This window comes from Methylomicrobium lacus LW14, from assembly GCF_000527095.1.
GTDB classification, from domain to species: Bacteria; Pseudomonadota; Gammaproteobacteria; order Methylococcales; family Methylomonadaceae; genus Methylomicrobium; species Methylomicrobium lacus.
The window spans coordinates 3,959,117-3,975,547 of record NZ_AZUN01000001.1; the positions used below are offsets into that span (position 1 = coordinate 3,959,117).

Below are 16,431 nucleotides of genomic sequence, written 5' to 3' on the forward strand. Positions count from 1 at the left end.
CATCAGCGGTGCAGAATCAGTTCCAGGACCAGCTTGCTGCCGAAATAGGCGAGCAGCAGCGACAGAAAGCCGCACAGCGTCAATTTAATCGCGGTCCGTCCGCGCCAGCCATAGCGGATGCGGCCGAGGATCAGGCCGGAGAAATTGATCCAGGCCAGAATCGACAGCACCGTCTTATGCACGAGATGCTGGGCGAACAAATCTTCGACGAAAATAAAGCCGCTGATCAGTGAAATCGTCAAAAAAAACAAACCGGCGCTGAGCATCTGAAACAGCAGCGATTCCATCGTCTGCAACGGCGGCAGCGATTGAATATAGCGTTTCGGCGGATGGCTGCGCAATTGCTGATCCTGAACCGCGAGCAATATCGCCTGCAATGCGGCGATGTTCAGCAGGCTGAACGCGATGATCGAGGTCAGGATGTGCGTGCTCATCTGCCAGTTATGAATGTGCAAAGGATGCGGCTTTTCGGAGGCGCTTAAATCCAGCCCGAGCATCAGGGCGGTGATCGGAAACAGAATCACGCCGAGTTTTTCGACCGGCTTGTTGAGGGTCGCAACCAACAGCAGCAAGGCGACGATCATCGACACCAAGGAGGCGGTGCTGAAAAAGCTGAAATTAAAGCCGTGGTAGTGTGTGAAATTGACCGCGATATAGGCGAAATGCGCGATGACCGCGATCCAGCCGGGCGACAGCGGCGCTTTTTCGCTCCGATCCTTATGAAAATGCCGGGCAATCAGCAGCGCATTGCAGACATAGGCGCCGATGGCAAGAAGAGCAAGCTGGATAGTGGTCATTAAACAATTTCGTGGTCGAAAACGGGTCTGATTCGGATCGCTGACGCGGCTTTGAGCGCGGATTGTGCCTGCCACTGTCTATGGGAAAAACGGTGAGGATTACAGGACCGCTCAAGGTATGTTAGTATAGCCTGTTAGCGTGTCCTGATCCTAGCGCATTTGCGCGGGTCTAGTTTTCCTTGTCACCCAATAAGTTTACGCCATGTTTGATAATTTAACCGATCGATTAAGTGATACCCTCAAAAAACTGAAAGGCCAGGGTCGCCTGACCGAGGACAACATCAAAGAAACCCTGCGCGAAGTGCGCATGGCCTTGCTGGAAGCCGATGTCGCCTTGCCTGTGGTGAACGATTTTATCGATCGCGTCAAAACCGGAGCCTTGGGCAAAACCGTGCAAAGCAGCCTGACACCGGGTCAGTCGATGGTCAAGCTGGTGCAGTCCGAATTGGTCAAGGTGATGGGTGAGCGCAATGAAGCGCTGAACCTGCGCACCACGCCGCCCGCGATCGTGCTGATGGCGGGCTTGCAGGGCGCCGGTAAAACCACCACGGTCGCCAAACTGGGCCGCTGGCTGAAGGAAAACCAAAAGAAAAAAGTCGGCGTGGTCAGTGTCGACATCTATCGTCCGGCCGCGATCAAGCAGCTGGAAACGCTTGCGGATGATGTGGGTCTGACATTTTATCCGAGCGATGACAGCCAAAAACCGATCGATATTGCGAATGCCGCAATCGACGCCGCGAAGCGTAAATTTTTAGACGTGTTGATCATCGATACCGCGGGCCGCCTGCACATCGATGACGAGATGATGGGCGAAATCAAGGAACTGCATGCCGCGGTCAAGCCGATCGAAACCTTGTTCGTGGTCGACAGCATGACCGGTCAGGACGCCGCGATCACCGCGAAAGCCTTCAACGACGCCTTGCCGTTGACCGGTGTGATTCTGACCAAGGCTGACGGCGATGCGCGTGGCGGGGCGGCCTTGTCGATCCGTCATATTACCGGCAAGCCGATCAAGTTCATCGGTGTCGGCGAAAAAACCGACGCGCTCGAACCTTTCCATCCGGATCGGGTGGCTTCGCGTATCCTCGGCATGGGCGACATGCTCACGCTGATCGAGGAGATCGAACAGAAAGTCGATAAGGAAAAAGCGCAAAAGCTGGTCCGCAAGATTCAAAAAGGCAAGGGCTTCGACCTGGAAGACTTCCGCGAGCAGTTGGTTGAAATGCAAAACATGGGCGGCATCGGCACGATGCTCGACAGGCTGCCAGGCATGAACACCGTGCCGAAAGAAGTCAGAGAGAAAGTCAACGACAAGGAATTGGCCCGCCAGATCGCAGTGATCAATTCGATGACGCCGCAAGAACGCCGCTTCCCCGATCTGATCAAAGGCACTCGCAAAAAACGGATCGCCGACGGCTGCGGCCAGGATTTGAATGCGGTCAACCGGATGCTGAAGCAATTCATGATGATGGAAAAAATGATGAAGAAGCTGAAAGCCGGCGGCAACATGGCGAACATGATCCGCGGCATCAAGAGCAACGTGCGCGGCTTGCGGCGCTGAGGTTTGAAAACCCTCTCTCCCTCTGGGAGAGGGCAGGGTGAGGGCGATCAAAAAGGCATTTTAAACTCTCGTCCTATTCCCTTTCTCAAAAGGAGAGGGAATTGGCTTTGTGCATCGCTTCCGGCGTCAGTCCAAGTCACATCCGCCACGCAACAAAAATCAACAAACCCTAATTTTGTGCCTATTCATCGCTTTACATATCAGTAAAATCGCGTAGAATAGGCAGATTAATTTTTTTGAATTAAATGTTTTGAGGAACTTTAATGGTAACCATTCGCCTTACTAGAACCGGCGCGAAAAATCGTCCTTTTTACCACGTCATCGTCGCTGACAGCAGAAGCGGTCGTGACGGTCGTTACATCGAGCGCCTCGGCTTCTTCAACCCTCTGGCACGCGGCAGCGAAGTCAGATTGCGTTTGGACAGCGAGCGCGTTGAATACTGGAAATCTCATGGCGCGCAACCTTCCGACCGCGTTGCGAGATTGATCAAAGACGCTGCGAAGGCAATTGCCTAAACCGGATTTTGACCAGAGAACACGATAATACCGTCGACGTCGGCAAAATTTCCGGCGTTTTTGGTATCAAAGGCTGGGTAAAGATTTTTTCTTACACCAGTCCGAAGGAAAATATCCTGAATTATTCGCCCTGGCTTTTGATAAAAAAAGGCGAGACGAAGACGGTTGAAATCGTCAGCGGCCACCTGCAAGGCGGCGGCATCGTTGCCCAGATTAAGGGTGTGGATGATCGCAGTCAGGCGGAAGCCTTGGTCGGTTGGGAGATTTTCATTCGCCGCGAGCAACTGCCCGCAACGTCCGAAGGCGAATATTACTGGTCCGATCTGATCGGATTAGAGGTCGTGACGACCGACGGTGTGGTGCTGGGCGTGGTGGATAACCTGCTCGAAACCGGCGCGAATGATGTGTTGATCGTGAAAGGCGAACGCGAACGCGCGGTGCCGTTTATCAAGGGTCAGGTCATCGTCAAGGTCGACCGCGAAGGCGGTTGCATCGTCGTCGATTGGGACCCTGAGTTTTAACAGCCGACATGCGTTTTGATGTCGTCTCGATCTTCCCGGACATGGTCGCCGGCGCCGCAAGCTATGGCGTGACCGGCAGGGCGATCGAGCGGCAACTTGTCAGTCTGAACGTATGGAACCCCAGGGACTATACCGAAGACCGGCACCGAACCGTCGACGACAGGCCTTACGGCGGCGGCCCGGGCATGGTGATGAAATACCCGCCCCTGCATGATGCGGTAACGGCGGCGAAAGCGGCGGGTGCAAGCCCGGCCAAAGTGGTTTATTTAAGTCCTCAAGGCAAGTTATTGACCCAGGAACTATTGGCCGAGGCCAGTCAGCTCAGTCAATTGATTCTTGTCGCAGGGCGTTATGAAGGCGTTGACGAACGTTTCGTCGAGCTCGATTGCGACGAGGAATGGTCGCTCGGCGACTATGTGATCAGCGGCGGCGAACTCGCGGCCCTGATCGTAATCGACGGCATTACGCGCTTACTGCCCGGCGTGCTCGGCGATGAAGCCTCCGCGGAGCAGGACTCGCACCGAAACGGATTGTTGGATTGTCCGCATTTTACCCGGCCCGAGCATCTGGATGGTTATCCGGTGCCGAAGGTGTTGTTGGGCGGCAATCATGCCGAAATCGAGCGCTGGCGGATGAAACAGGCGCTCGGCAGAACCTGGCAGAGACGCCCGGACTTGCTGGAAAACCAGCAGCTAAGCCCGGAACAGCAAGCCCTGCTGAACGAATTTAAAATTGAAGTTGATGTTTATTAGGTGTGGTAATGAGCAATATTATTGAAGCATTGGAAAAAGAACAATTAAAGCAGATCCCGGACTTTTCGACCGGCGATACCGTTGTCGTACAAGTACGCGTCAAGGAAGGCGAGCGTGAAAGAATTCAGGCGTTCGAAGGCATCGTCATCGCGAAGCGCAACCGCGGTTTGAACTCTGCTTTCACCGTCAGAAAAATCTCGCACGGCACTGGCGTAGAGCGCGTTTTCCAAACGCACAGCCCGGTGATCAGCGAAATCCAAGTTAAGCGCCGCGGCGATGTACGCAGAGCGAAACTGTACTACTTGCGTGATTTGACTGGTCGGGCAGCGAGAATTAAAGAAAAACTGTAAGAAGTTTTTTACAGAAGAAAAAAAGGCGACCGTGGGTCGCCTTTTTTTTGCGTGAAATCTTATCAGCTTGGTTGCAGGCGAATTTTGTTACTAACTTGGTCGGCTTTCCAGATAAATTTCCTGAAGGGCGTTGCATTTCGATTGGGATGTGATATTTTCGCGCATATGAGTGAAAATAAACCGGTTTTGGGATTTCGAAATCTATTAGGCAACTGAGTGACGCAATGTTTTGCGTCTTTTAGGATGCCTAATTATAATAGTTAGGCACATCCAAAAATACCATTCATGGAATATCTGCCAGACATTGAAGCTGAGATTACTTATCTCCCAACACAGGCCGGGGGACGTCAGGGCTACATTGGCACTGGTTATCGAGGTCAGTTCTATTACGATGGTACAGATTGGGACGCTCAGCAAACCTTTATCGGCTGCGAGAGAGTTGAACCGGGAGGCAACGTAAAAGCAACATTGCGCTTTGCCAGCCCTCAAGCACACGACGAAAAGCTTGCGGTAGGCACTGTGTTTTTAGTCCGGGAAGGCTCTAAAACCGTTGGCTATGGCAAGGTCACAAGCATCCTTAATCTTGCAGCACACGCAGCAGAAGTTCGCACCAAGGAACAAGGCAAGCTATGATCCCTTTGATTTTATTTTTGATTTTGCAGCGCCAAATGCCTAACGAATAAGGTTAGATTGTGTGAGCGAAGCGAACCACAATCTGAACCGGTTGTTGGACGAGCCCGGTGGTGGAAGGCGGACTTTATTATAAGAAAATAGCTTTTCGGATGTCGCGGGTCGCTGTAGCTTGTCGAAAGCCGCAGTACGCAAAAATGAGCCCTGGGCGTCGCGCTGGCAATGCCGTGAGCCGGAAATTGACGAGATAGCAGTGAATGTTAACCTTTTTCGGGCGAGCGCGATTCTCGGCTGGAAAATGCCAATGTCGATCCCCCGGATTGACGAATGCGTTTACATAAGCGGTTGTGCCTCCCTGCTGTTAGCCGGATGGCGCCGACCGCCCGGCTGTGAACGGAGAGGGTATCCTGGTTTTCACAATCCGCATAGCGCCGCCGCAGCAAGGACACGGGATCGGAGGGCGGCTCCGAAGCCGGGTAGGGTGGGCACGTGCTTTTCGTGCCTACGCGGAACGGGTTTGCGATGCTAGATGGTGGGCAGAAAAGCGCTGCCCACCCTACATTTAATGACTTTTTGCTATAATCAAAACCTGTCTGACGGCTGGGTTTTGTTATGTCACGTTATCGGCGCGCCGATATTTCGGGCGCAACTTATTTTTTCACGGTAGTGACCTATCGTCGTCGCCCGACTCTTTGCGATGCTCCGGTACGTGGGGCGTTGCGCGACGCCGTCAAAAAGGTACAATCGCGCCATCCCTTCACCATCGATGCTTGGGTTTTACTGCCAGACCATCTGCACACGATTTGGACATTGCCGGCGGGAGACGCCAATTATGCCATGCGATGGAGCTTGATCAAACGCCGGGTGTCTTTGGCCTGTGCTGAACATTATCATCGAACGAATTGGATGACGGCCTCCAAAATCAAACACCGCGAATCCACTTTTTGGCAACGGCGCTATTGGGAGCATTGCATTACCACGGAATCGGGTTATTCTCGTCATAGAGATTACAATGCCATTAATCCGGTTAAACATGGCTTGGTGACGCAAGTACGGGATTGGCCGTATTCTACCTTTCACCGCGATGTCGAGCGGGGTATTTATCCTCTGGATTGGGGCGGGGCGTCCACTATGCTTGATTTGCCATTTGGCGGCGAACCCTCTTAACCTGTAAGGTAAATTCGCCGCAGTTAATCCTCCATTTTGCAGAACCGTAGGATAATGGTATGGATTCCTCTTCTTCTTTCAAGTAGGTGTTGAATCCTTCCACTTTGGCACATCGCGATCGTTGGGAAGGGGAGGCGTCTATACCATTTTCCTACGCGCTTATTCATGCCTTCCCACCAATCGAACTGGAGCAACTTGATGGATTCTCTATTAAGACACCCCTTAACTTTGCTGATCATTGGCGCGATGCTCAGCGGTTTAATCATTCCATTCATAACCCGAAATTGGCAAAATCGACAAAAATCACTCGAAATCAAAACCACTTTGGTCTCCGAAATCAGCGAGTCTGTCATGGAGTTCTTTATGTCGATCCAATTCGCTCATCTACGCAAAGAGATTCGGAGAACTCCTCCGATTCCGGTAACACCCCAGGAACAAGCCGAATTTGACCAGGCTTATAAAGCGTGGGAGATCAAGAGCGCAGTCATCGGAACGAAACTGCAAGCTTATTTTCCCAATGCGAATATACCCAAAACATGGACGGCTTTTGCCGACGTTTTGACGCGCTTTTACGCCCTGGAGGGCATTGCCGAGCCGCAGCTTCCTGATAGTATGTCATCATTAGCGAAGCAGATTTCAGCCACATTATCCTATGACCTACCTGAGCCGGCGACCTATATGCAACTGCGAGAAGCCGTGCTGCAATGTAAATCTGACATAATCAGCGCCGTTCTACAGGCTAAGATGTCTCTTAGCTGATGGCTGCTTCGTTCTTCCTCCGGACTGTTATGGATTCTCCAGCACGGCACGATTTCTCCGGGCTACACGCTACGGAAAGTCAAAGCGCCTTATGGGCGATCCTCTGCCTGTGTTTTCTCGCAACTCCCTGAAGACTTATCTGCGCTGCGCCATATGAAATTCAGCCCGACTATTTGGGAGATCAACTGCGTTCGGCTGCGTACCTTGATTTTCTGGAAGATGTGGCTTAAGTGGTCCTTTACTGTTTTCTCATCGATAAACAGGGCGCGGGCAATATCGGCATTGGAACACCCTGACATGACTCTTAGGGCCACCTCGATTTCCCGAGACGACATGCCGGCGTATTGCAGCCGGCTGGCAATGTCTTCGCGCCTACGAAAGGGCTCGATTGCGATGATGTTGAGATTTCGGCTTGCAGAATTGAAGGCGTCATTGCCGTTGCCGTCAGACGGCAAGGCGCCCTCGACTCTTTGCCGATTTGATGTTGTTCCGGCGCGTTTCGCAAAACAGGTGAGCAAACTGGGAGGCCGCCAGGCGACCACACGCGCTCGGTAGAATTTCGAATCATTACTGAGGCACAGCGATCCATCCTCTTCATCCAGTAGGATCAATTCATTTCGAACCTCCGGCGGGATATCCCGTGCGGTTTCGCTGTTGAAAATGATCCGCCCGTCGGCGGCTAGCACGACTATCTCGGTGCCAAGGTGCACATCCTCATCAAGCAACGCTTTCTGTAAAAAAAGGGCATGGGCAATGTGAGGCGCCAATTTGCTCAACAGATCGAGTTCTTCTGCTTTGAAGTCCCCTCCTTGCATGCTACGGTATAACCTGAGCACCGCCATCGGTTGCCGGTTCCACGCAGCCGCTACGCTCAAGGCATACTGAAAAGGCAGGCGGCTCTGAAAGTCGCTAAACCCTGTTCGAGCCAAATAAGCTTTGGAGGTCAAGTCCGAAAGGCGAATCGCCCGGTTGAATCGCTGCGGCAATGGCAACGCCGTCACAAACGGATCTAAAGGGGTGTATTGTTCCAGATAAAGATTGATATCTTCCGCTGCGAAATTCCAGCCGTATCCTGGCTGCAATTCAAAAGTGCCGCCATCGACCGAGAGGAACATGGCGTTGTGAAAGGGAATCACGAGACGTAGGCCATCGAACAGCGCGCAAGTCATATCGCTAATGTCCGAAGCCTCGTACAGACGGTTGATGAGTTCCAAGAAATGCTGGTGCAAGCAAAGATAACGTGCCATCCATCCTACCTCCCGTAAATAAATCTTACAGTGTATTTCGTATTGGCCGGAAAAGGTTCAAAGGAAAAAATCTTTTGTCATTGGTGTCATGGATCGGTTTTAAAATTGTTTATAATACGCAGAATATTTTCCTGACGTCTATACGTAATATTACTTATTTGATGTTCGGTTTTTTTGAAAGTGTCGATTCAATTGATGCAGTGTTTTTATGGCTTATCTGTCGCCTCGTTATTTAGTTATAGTCTTTATCTTGTGGCTTAAAACTAACATAAAAATCATATGCTTGGTGTTGTATTTCATGCCATTTTTAATGTGTGCGTGAAATTCCCTACTTTAGTAGGATAGTATTTTTATATCTTATGCTGTAAAAATATAACCGTCGAGATTTGGCGGATTTGGTGAAGTGACATTGGAATTTAAAATATTATAATGTGTATTTATTACAGCCTGGTCTGTCTTTGCAGAGGATGCCTTATACGAAAACAGGCGATATTTTTTATAGTATCGCCGTGGGGCGGCAGCTATCGCGCGCCCCCTGTCAACGCATTATACTCGACATGGCACCATTAAAAGCAACGGAATACCGATAATTAAATATCGAACGTTGTATTTTAATCAATATCTATTGATAGGAGATATCTATGAGTTTCTTAAATGCTGAATATTTTAAGACACAATATATTGATCGCAGTCCGAATGTTAGAAGCCGCTTTATGCGTAACTGCCTTGGGCTTGCTTGTTGTCTCGGTATCTCGCTAGGTTGCGTGAATCTTGCGTTAGCACACGATGATAAAGGGGACCGAAACAAGCATGAATGGGACCAAAACAAGCATGAAAACGATGGACCAGAGGGTCTTACCTATGCTGTTCATGTCAAATTTATCCATGGTGATAAGATCGCATCGGGTGATAAGGTAGATAAGTTTGACACGCTTGAAAAGTTTGATACTTGTTTTACCTTTGCTCCTGACGCCCCTGGGTCCCTTGACATCCATGGGCTTGAAAGCCTTGGATTGGTTGATCCGTTAACTTACGCGCACGATAAGCTGAATATGGACGAGGAGGACTGGCAGGCTACCGGCTTGGTATCCTCTAATTCAGCCGGCTTGCTACCTTCCGATACTAGCAGCTCGGTACCTGAGTTTAGTGTTGGCATTCATGGCAGAACACATCATCACGGAGAAAGGATCAAGGGGGATGGCGTCACCCAGTCCGGCGACACTTTCGTGTTTAAGGGAAAAAGAACCGACTTAGACACGTGCACTAGAGACAATCAAAACATCCCTGATACGCCATCCAGCCCGGATGTTCCATCTAGCCCGGATACGCCATCCAGCCCGGATGTCCCGTCTAGCCCGGATACGCCATCCAGTCCGGATGTCCCGTCTAGCCCGGATACGCCATCCAGTCCGGATACGCCAACCAGCCCGGATGTCCCATCTAGCCCGGATACGCCATCCAGCCCGGATGTCCCGTCTAGCCCGGATACTCCATCCAGTCCGGATACTCCATCCAGCCCGGATGTCCCGTCTAGCCCTGATACGTCATCCAGCCCGGATACTCCATCTAGCCTGGATGCTCCATCTACCCTGGACACCCAACCTATTCAATAAGTAGTGGTCTAGCCTGTCTCCCGCGCAGCAATTTCTCTCCATGCGTGCGGGAGGCTTTCTGGCCGTTCTCACTCTGACGCTGATCGATACGACGGCTTATCACGGCCTAATCACTGCTTTGAAGTCCCCTACTGCGAAATAACCTGATCGCCTCCGTAGGTTGGCGATTTCACGCGGCCACGAAAGGATCTAAAAGCATGTATCGCTCCAGATAAAGACTGATATCCTCCGCTGCGCAATTCCAGTCGTATCCCGGCTGCACATCGAACAGCGCGCAAGCCAAATCGCTAATGTCCGAAGCCTCATACAGGCGGTTGATGCGTTCCAGGGATGCTGGGAAAGCAAAGACAACGGTCCATCAATCACTACTTCCCGTAAATAAACCTTATAGTGTATTTCGTGTTGGCCGGAAAAGGTTCAAGCGGAAAAACCTCCTGGCATGGTAGCAGTTTTTAAATATCAAATTATCCATGATGCTCATAATGTCGGGTTAAAATCGATATGTGGTATTGCTTATTTTATTCTCATGGCTCTGGATTGATGGCGTTAATTATATTAAGGTAATATGCTGTTTTTATAAAATAATATATTAATGTTTATTATCTTTATTGGATAATTGCTTGTTTGTAAAGTTATAATAAAAAATCATATGCTTGAGGTTATTTTTAATAATATTTATTAATATATTTATGAAATCCCCTACTTTGGTGCGATGGTATTTTTATGTTTTTTTAGGTAAAAATATAACCGTCGAGATTAGGCTGCTTTGGATTTTTTGGGTTAGGCGTAAAAGTATTATAGGGTATATTTTACGGCCTAACTTATCTTTTTTGTGGTGGTCTTGTGTAAAAATACCGGTGCTATTTATTATAGTGTTTCCGGGTTTTGATGGCAGGTTTAGCGCACCCTTGCCAACGCGTTGTACTCGACAGGATGCCATTAAGAGCAACGGAATACCGATAATTAATATTGGGTGTTGCATTTTAATCTATTGATTAGGAGATAACCATGAGTAACTTAAATAATAGAGGTTTCTTTAAACGTAACTTTCTCGGGTTTGCCGTTAGTATTGGGATAGCGCTCGGCTGCACTAATCTTGCGTTAGCGGAGGATGGCGGTGACTACGAAAAGCACTACGATAAGGGGCCGGGTGGGTTTACTTACGAGGTTGAATTCAAAAACAACTACGGGAAGAAGTTTAAGGATTGTATAAAATTCGATGACTACTCCCCGGGATACGGTCACAGCGACAGGCTTGATCATAAATTCAAATATGCCCATGCTTATATGAATAAGGACGAGAATGCCTGGCATACTACCAGCACGTCAGACTATGACTACGGATACTCCATGTACGGTAGAATACATGATGATGGAGACAAGATGGACGGGTATGGTACGGACGAGTACGGCACCACTTATGAGTTTAATGGAAAAAGAAACAAAGACTGCCATGTAGACAAGGACGATTCCTACTATAGAAAGCCAAGTTAATCAGTAACTTTCTATGAAGTCTCCCGCGCAGCAATTTTCTCTCTGCGCGGGAGACTTTCGGATCCTCCGCTACCGTGGAAAGCCGGGGGTATCCGTTAGCCTGTCTCTGTCAACAGGCCTCTGCAAAGGCGCGATAAAAATCCTCGTCAGCCACCGTCGCTCCGCGTCTGCCCACCAGTGCGCTCGCAAGCGCCTGCGCGCGTTCCAGTGTCGTAGGCAGCGGCCATTGCTGGGTCAGACCCAACAGCAATATCGCGGCAAATGCATCGCCTGCGCCGACGGTATCGATCACGGTCGTTGTGGCAGGCGGTTTGACCGAGACAAACCGATGCTGCCGGTCATAAGCCAGCGCGCCTTGTGCGCCTCGGGTCACGAACAAGGTTTCTAGAGCGAACTGCTCGAAGAACGCCTGCATTGCCGTTTCCAAATCGGCAGGGCCGGGGCATAGCGTAAGCAGTTCGTCTTCGTTCAGCTTGATCCAGTCCGCATCGTGCAGTAATGGCTGTAGTGTGCTGGGCTGCCACCAGGGCGGACGCAGATTGACGTCGATAAAAATCTTGCCTCGATGATTGGCCTTGGCTGTTTGCAAGGCCGCGCGCGAGATCGGATTACGCAGAGCCAGCGAGCCGTGGTAGAGAATGCCTGTGCTGGGATGTTCGGCCAAGGGGTGCTGGTCGATAAAATCGTAGGCGCAATCGGGGACGATGTCGTAATGCGGCTCGCCGTCAGCAATCGAGATTTGCACGCTGCCGGTCGGATGTATCGTATCGGTTTGCAGCGCATCGGGGCGCATGCCCCAGTCGCGCATCAATTGGACGATTTCTCGGCCTTCCGGGTCATCGCCGATACGGCTGATCAAGCGGGGCGCTTGCCCGAAGGCCTGCAAATGCCAGGCGACATTGAACGGCGCGCCGCCCAGAACACGGCTGCCATCCGGGAAATGGTCGAACAGCACTTCGCCGAAGATATGAATCAGTGATTGGTTAGGCATGGTCTTCCACCGCTTGCTGCGCAGTTGAACCGATCAGGAGATCGTCGATCCGGTTGCAATCCGATGCGATCAGCAAGGTCTTTTGTTGCCGGTTCAGCTTTTTCAGGCGCAGTTCGCGTTGGGTCGCGGAACTGCGGTCATGGCCCGATTCCAGATAAACGATCCGCTGCGGCCGGCGGCCGTAGAAATATTTCGCGCCGCGCCCGCTCGCATGTTGCTCGAAACGGCGCCGTACGTCATTCGTGATGCCGGTATACAAGGTGTCGTCGCTACAGAGGATGATATAGACAAACCACATCGCCGGTTTAAACCACCGTGCCGAACAGCGCGCCGGCGCCGGCGGTGAGACCCATCGCGAGCGCGCCCCAGAAAGTGACCCGAACCGCGCCCTTGATCAGGCTCGAACCGCCGGTATAGGCCGAGACGATGCCGAGCAGCATCAGAAACAGCAGCGATGACGACGACACCGTGACGGCGAGAATGGAGACGGGTGAAAATAGAGCTACCAGCAAAGGCAGCGCCGCGCCGACCGCAAAGGTGGCCGCCGAGGTCAGGGCGGCCTGCAGCGGACGGGCGGTGCCTTGCTCAGAAATGCCCAATTCTTCCAGCGCATGCGCGCCGAGCGCGTCATGCTCCATCAACTGGACCGCGACTTGTTCGGCGAGCAAGGGATCGAGGCCGCGCTGGATATAAATCGCGGTCAGCTCGTTCAGCTCATATGAATGGTTTTCCTCAAGTTCCTTGCGTTCGCGCGCCAGGTCGGCTTTTTCGGTATCGGCTTGCGAGCTGACCGAGACATATTCGCCAGCCGCCATCGACATCGCGCCGGCGACTGCTCCGGCAACGCCGGCCAGCAGAATATCGTGCTGCGTGGCCTGCGAGGCCGCAATACCGACGATCAAGCTGGCTGTCGAGACGATGCCGTCGTTGGCGCCCAATACGGCGGCGCGCAGCCAGCCGGTGCGATGGGTGCGATGAGATTCCGGTTGATGGGGGTGCATGTGGGTTTCCTGGTTAACTCAAGCTGTCTTCGGGCAAAAGCAGGCGATCGATCTGGTCTTTGATCAATCTAGCGGCCTTTTCCAATGCTTTCTTTTCCGACCGGTCCAGGTCGGGATGCAGATGGCGGATGATGCCGCGCCGGCCGACCACGACCGGAATACTGAAACAATTATCCTGAATGCCGAGCCAATCATCAAGGTAGGTGCTGAGCGGAATGGTCCGGCGCGAGTCGTAAACGATGGCCCGGATCACCTCGCAGGCTGCCGCGGCGATCGCATAATTCGTGTAACCCTTGGCTTTGTAAACATCGAAACCGGCGCTGTGCACGGCGTTGAAAATATCGCGGCGCGCGGGATTATCGTCGATGTGCTCACTGCCGGCCGAGGCGGCGCTGAACAACGGGAACTGATTCGGACCGTGTTCGCCGAGGATATAGGCGCGTAAATCGTCGGGATGGATCTGCTCTTCCAGCGACAGCAGCGACCGGAAGCGGGCCGAGTCGACCAGGGTGCCGACGCCCATGATTCTTGCGGACGGAAATCCGGAGATCTGCGTCGCCAGATAAGTCATGATGTCGACCGGATTCGTGATGACGAGCAAAATCGCATTCGGATTGTTGCGCGCGAGCATCGGGATCAATTGCCGGAACAACGCAACATTGGCCGGGCCGAGTTCGAGGCGAGACGACATAGGGCTTGAGGTGGGCATCGAGGCGGTCACGACCAGGATGTCGCTATCGGCAACCTCTTCGAGCGCGGCGCTTTCGATGATCATCGAGCGCTCGCAAAAAGCCAGCGTATGTTGTAAATCCAGTGCATCGCCTTGTGCCTTGGCAAGATTCCTGCCGGCCAGCACCAGATGAGCGCAGAGACCTTTCAGTACCAGCGCATAAGCGATCGCCGAGCCGACATGGCCGGTGCCGATGATGGCAATTTTCATGAGTCACCGAACTCCAACAGTTTATAGTTTTGTGGGTCCGCTTTAACTCGTCAGGTAGCCGTTCAAGCGGGGGAATCCGTTATTCCCCCTCCCTGAGGCTGAGTATAATCGGAGCAGATTAATTCCTATTAGGATAACTCATGTCCGCTATTTAAAGGAAAGGAGGTGGGCAGAAAGTGCCGCCCACCCTGAATTGCTGATCAACCGTTCAATATCACATCGGCCGCTTTTTCGCCGATCATATAGACCGAAGACACGATGAAGAAGCCCGGGATCTTCGGGAATGCCGACGCGTCGACGACGCGCAGGCCCTGGATGCCGCGGACGCGGAACTGACTGTCCAACACCGCCATCGGGTCGTTGTCGGCGCCGATCGGGCAGGAGCAGGAAGCGTGATGGCCCCAGGCATTGTAGCGGACGAAATCGCGCAATTGCTCGTCGGTTTGCACATCCTTGCCGGGCGCGACTTCTTCGGTCAGGATGCCTTGCGCGAACAGCGGCTTGGCGATGCTGCGCACGAATTTGACGCCCTCGACGACTGAATCGAGATCCAGGCCCTGCGTGTCGTTGCCTTCTTCAAAATAGCGGAAGTTGATGTAAGGCCGGTCGCGCGGATCGCTGGAGACCAGCCGGACTTCGCCGGCGCGGTTGACCGTGTGCGCCTTCAGTACGGCCCAGGTCAGGTAGTTCAGGCCGTCCTTGATCAGCTTTGAGTAGCCGGGGAAATAGCCTCTGAAATTGCCGAGCAGGGCGAAGCAGAACAGGTCGGGCAGCGGCCGTTCCTCGAACGATTTTTTGATCACCGCCAGCACCGCGCCGTTGGTCGTGTAAACGCCCTTGTTTTCGTTTTTCCATTCGTTGTATTGCGGGTCACCGGGCGCGTATTTGGCGCCTTTCAGCACTTCCCAGTCCTGAGTCATTTTATTCACGACGCCGACCTCGTAGCGGTCCTGCAAATTGGTGCCGACGCCGGGCAGGTGATGCTTGACCGGAATGCCGTGCTTTTGCAGTTCTTCCTTCGGGCCGATGCCGGACAGCATCAACAGCTGCGGCGTGTTGTAGGCGCCGCCGGCCAGGATCACTTCTTTCGCGGCATAGACTTTGCGCGGCTCGCCGGGCTGTTTGCTCGGATTCGCGTGCGCTTTGTACAGCTTCGCGCCTTTCAGGTATTCGACACCGACCGCGCGGTTGTTTTCGTCGAGGATTACCTTGGTGACCAGCGCATCGAGTTCGATGGTCAGATTGTCGGGATGTTTTTGCTGCACCACCAGCAAGCGTTCGCGGGTACTGTGGCGGTTGCCGTTTTGGGTCGCGAGCGGCGGATAACGAAGGCCGGTCGAGTTTTCCTTGACCAGGCGCCAGTCGTTCGGATCGGCGAGTCCTTCGATCTGCCATTTCAGGCGCTCAAAAAAGTTCGGCAGCGTGCCGGCCGCCTTGAGCGCGGAGTCGAGTATCGCCGCGACCAGTTTTTTGTCCTTGGCCAAGGCTTGCAGCGGCAGCGCGGCTTCGGTCTGGAACCAGCCATTGAAGCCGTGGCGCGATGGATTGATGCCGAGCCAGGTGGCGAGCTTTCTGAGGATCGGCCGGTGCTGGCAGTATTCCATCGACTCGAAATATTTGCGCATGTTGTCGGCGTTCCAGGACGCATCGCCGGTGATCTGGGCCACTTCGTCCCAGTCGGCATTGTGCGGATAAACCGTGATCATCGCATTATGCGCGGTGCAGCCGCCGAGGCAGCCGGCGCGCGGGTAGAGTACGCCTTTTTCGGCCGGGGTGTATTTGGGGTCGAGGGCCTGGAGCGATTCGGTTTCATAATGGCGCACGAAAAAGTCCCAGCGCATCGCTTCGTTTTCAGTCGAAAACGGATGGAAGACCGGCACGTCATAGTCGTCTGGCAGCCGTTTTTCGCCGGGGAAGGCCAGGTTGTCGCCTTGCAGTTTTTTGGGGTCGCCGCCGGCTTCCAGCACCAGCACTTTCTTGCCCTTTTCGGCGAGCCGTGCGGCGACGGTGCCGCCGCCCGCGCCCGAGCCGACGACGATGTAATCGTAAGTTGCCGTATTATAGTTATCGGTCATTATCTGTTCTCCTGCTCT

At 52.8% G+C, this 16,431-nt stretch carries 17 protein-coding genes and 1 pseudogene; 10 read left to right on the forward strand and 8 right to left on the reverse strand.

All coding sequences use genetic code 11. The features are described from left to right. Window positions 1-2 precede the first annotated feature (2 nt). Window positions 3-797 (reverse strand): cytochrome C assembly family protein, encoded by a 795-nt coding sequence (locus METLA_RS0118490; protein WP_024299966.1) that lies wholly within the window; start codon window positions 795-797, stop codon window positions 3-5. 202 nt (window positions 798-999) lie between these two features. On the opposite strand from METLA_RS0118490, the gene ffh reads away from it, so the two are divergent. The 6 genes from ffh to METLA_RS0118520 all read left to right on the forward strand — a co-directional run bounded on the left by ffh (window position 1,000) and on the right by METLA_RS0118520 (window position 5,129). Continuing rightward, window positions 1,000-2,358: a signal recognition particle protein gene (ffh, locus tag METLA_RS0118495; RefSeq protein ID WP_024299967.1), complete on the forward strand. Its 1,359-nt coding sequence runs from the start codon at window positions 1,000-1,002 to the stop codon at window positions 2,356-2,358. 263 nt (window positions 2,359-2,621) lie between these two features. Beyond that, window positions 2,622-2,873: a 30S ribosomal protein S16 gene (gene rpsP, locus METLA_RS0118500; RefSeq protein ID WP_024299968.1), complete on the forward strand. Its 252-nt coding sequence runs from the start codon at window positions 2,622-2,624 to the stop codon at window positions 2,871-2,873. 8 nt (window positions 2,874-2,881) lie between these two features. Further along, on the forward strand, window positions 2,882-3,394 hold the full coding sequence (rimM, locus tag METLA_RS0118505) for a ribosome maturation factor RimM (protein WP_024299969.1): 513 nt from the start codon (window positions 2,882-2,884) through the stop codon (window positions 3,392-3,394). 8 nt (window positions 3,395-3,402) lie between these two features. Next, complete coding sequence (gene trmD, locus METLA_RS0118510) at window positions 3,403-4,146, forward strand: tRNA (guanosine(37)-N1)-methyltransferase TrmD (RefSeq protein ID WP_024299970.1); 744 nt, start codon at window positions 3,403-3,405, stop codon at window positions 4,144-4,146. 8 nt (window positions 4,147-4,154) lie between these two features. Then, complete coding sequence (gene rplS / locus METLA_RS0118515; protein WP_024299971.1) at window positions 4,155-4,496, forward strand: 50S ribosomal protein L19; 342 nt, start codon at window positions 4,155-4,157, stop codon at window positions 4,494-4,496. Window positions 4,497-4,781: 285 nt separating this feature from the next. Then, window positions 4,782-5,129 carry an EF-Tu C-terminal domain-related protein gene (locus METLA_RS0118520; protein WP_024299972.1) on the forward strand — a complete coding sequence of 116 codons (348 nt, stop codon included), beginning with the start codon at window positions 4,782-4,784 and terminating at the stop codon, window positions 5,127-5,129. Window positions 5,130-5,487: 358 nt separating this feature from the next. On the opposite strand, the pseudogene METLA_RS23985 reads toward METLA_RS0118520, so the two are convergent. Next, a pseudogene (locus METLA_RS23985) lies at window positions 5,488-5,604 on the reverse strand (IS91 family transposase); the annotation flags it as partial. A gap of 134 nt (window positions 5,605-5,738) precedes the next feature. Between METLA_RS23985 and METLA_RS21090 the strand changes: the two are divergent. Further along, window positions 5,739-6,293 (forward strand): REP-associated tyrosine transposase, encoded by a 555-nt coding sequence (locus tag METLA_RS21090; RefSeq protein ID WP_024299973.1) that lies wholly within the window; start codon window positions 5,739-5,741, stop codon window positions 6,291-6,293. A gap of 198 nt (window positions 6,294-6,491) precedes the next feature. Further along, window positions 6,492-7,052: a hypothetical protein gene (locus tag METLA_RS21100; protein WP_024299974.1), complete on the forward strand. Its 561-nt coding sequence runs from the start codon at window positions 6,492-6,494 to the stop codon at window positions 7,050-7,052. Between the two features lie 89 nt (window positions 7,053-7,141). Here the strand turns inward: METLA_RS21100 and METLA_RS0118535 are convergent, their stop codons facing one another. Next, a complete protein-coding gene (locus METLA_RS0118535; protein ID WP_024299975.1) occupies window positions 7,142-8,299 on the reverse strand; it encodes a helix-turn-helix domain-containing protein in 1,158 nt (385 codons plus the stop codon). A gap of 641 nt (window positions 8,300-8,940) precedes the next feature. On the opposite strand from METLA_RS0118535, the gene METLA_RS23380 reads away from it, so the two are divergent. Next, a complete protein-coding gene (locus tag METLA_RS23380) occupies window positions 8,941-9,912 on the forward strand; it encodes a hypothetical protein (protein ID WP_220096015.1) in 972 nt (323 codons plus the stop codon). A gap of 1,008 nt (window positions 9,913-10,920) precedes the next feature. Then, window positions 10,921-11,406, forward strand: a complete 486-nt coding sequence (locus tag METLA_RS0118545; RefSeq protein WP_024299977.1) for a hypothetical protein — start codon at window positions 10,921-10,923, stop codon at window positions 11,404-11,406. 109 nt (window positions 11,407-11,515) lie between these two features. Here METLA_RS0118545 and METLA_RS0118550 read toward each other — a convergent pair whose 3' ends face one another. From METLA_RS0118550 to METLA_RS0118570, 5 genes are all read right to left on the reverse strand, one after another. Next, entirely contained in the window at window positions 11,516-12,397 is an 882-nt protein-coding gene (locus METLA_RS0118550; protein WP_024299978.1) for a carbohydrate kinase family protein, read from the reverse strand. Next, window positions 12,390-12,695: a GIY-YIG nuclease family protein gene (locus METLA_RS0118555; RefSeq protein WP_024299979.1), complete on the reverse strand. Its 306-nt coding sequence runs from the start codon at window positions 12,693-12,695 to the stop codon at window positions 12,390-12,392. The genes METLA_RS0118550 and METLA_RS0118555 overlap by 8 nt, the downstream gene beginning before the upstream one ends. Window positions 12,696-12,702: 7 nt before the next feature. Continuing rightward, the gene (locus METLA_RS0118560; RefSeq protein WP_024299980.1) at window positions 12,703-13,398 is read right to left on the reverse strand and encodes a VIT1/CCC1 transporter family protein; all 696 of its coding nucleotides are present in this window, start codon (window positions 13,396-13,398) and stop codon (window positions 12,703-12,705) included. 13 nt (window positions 13,399-13,411) lie between these two features. Beyond that, entirely contained in the window at window positions 13,412-14,338 is a 927-nt protein-coding gene (locus METLA_RS0118565; RefSeq protein ID WP_024299981.1) for a malate dehydrogenase, read from the reverse strand. 200 nt (window positions 14,339-14,538) lie between these two features. Next, window positions 14,539-16,413, reverse strand: a complete 1,875-nt coding sequence (locus tag METLA_RS0118570) for a GMC family oxidoreductase (protein WP_024299982.1) — start codon at window positions 16,411-16,413, stop codon at window positions 14,539-14,541. Between the last annotated feature and the right edge of the window lie 18 nt (window positions 16,414-16,431).

Excerpts from the sequence above, each read along its gene's own strand:
- METLA_RS0118570 (WP_024299982.1), bottom strand. The coding sequence starts at position 16,413 with ATGACCGATAACTATAATACGGCAACTTACGATTACATCGTCGTCGGC.
- METLA_RS21090 (WP_024299973.1), top strand. The coding sequence starts at position 5,739 with ATGTCACGTTATCGGCGCGCCGATATTTCGGGCGCAACTTATTTTTTC.
- METLA_RS0118560 (WP_024299980.1), bottom strand. The coding sequence starts at position 13,398 with ATGCACCCCCATCAACCGGAATCTCATCGCACCCATCGCACCGGCTGG.
- METLA_RS21100 (WP_024299974.1), top strand. The coding sequence starts at position 6,492 with ATGGATTCTCTATTAAGACACCCCTTAACTTTGCTGATCATTGGCGCG.
- METLA_RS0118565 (WP_024299981.1), bottom strand. The coding sequence starts at position 14,338 with ATGAAAATTGCCATCATCGGCACCGGCCATGTCGGCTCGGCGATCGCT.
- METLA_RS0118545 (WP_024299977.1), top strand. The coding sequence starts at position 10,921 with ATGAGTAACTTAAATAATAGAGGTTTCTTTAAACGTAACTTTCTCGGG.
- rplS (WP_024299971.1), top strand. The coding sequence starts at position 4,155 with ATGAGCAATATTATTGAAGCATTGGAAAAAGAACAATTAAAGCAGATC.
- trmD (WP_024299970.1), top strand. The coding sequence starts at position 3,403 with ATGCGTTTTGATGTCGTCTCGATCTTCCCGGACATGGTCGCCGGCGCC.
- METLA_RS0118520 (WP_024299972.1), top strand. The coding sequence starts at position 4,782 with ATGGAATATCTGCCAGACATTGAAGCTGAGATTACTTATCTCCCAACA.
- METLA_RS23380 (WP_220096015.1), top strand. The coding sequence starts at position 8,941 with ATGAGTTTCTTAAATGCTGAATATTTTAAGACACAATATATTGATCGC.
- rpsP (WP_024299968.1), top strand. The coding sequence starts at position 2,622 with ATGGTAACCATTCGCCTTACTAGAACCGGCGCGAAAAATCGTCCTTTT.
- ffh (WP_024299967.1), top strand. The coding sequence starts at position 1,000 with ATGTTTGATAATTTAACCGATCGATTAAGTGATACCCTCAAAAAACTG.
- METLA_RS0118490 (WP_024299966.1), bottom strand. The coding sequence starts at position 797 with ATGACCACTATCCAGCTTGCTCTTCTTGCCATCGGCGCCTATGTCTGC.
- METLA_RS0118555 (WP_024299979.1), bottom strand. The coding sequence starts at position 12,695 with ATGTGGTTTGTCTATATCATCCTCTGTAGCGACGACACCTTGTATACC.
- METLA_RS0118535 (WP_024299975.1), bottom strand. The coding sequence starts at position 8,299 with ATGGCACGTTATCTTTGCTTGCACCAGCATTTCTTGGAACTCATCAAC.
- METLA_RS0118550 (WP_024299978.1), bottom strand. The coding sequence starts at position 12,397 with ATGCCTAACCAATCACTGATTCATATCTTCGGCGAAGTGCTGTTCGAC.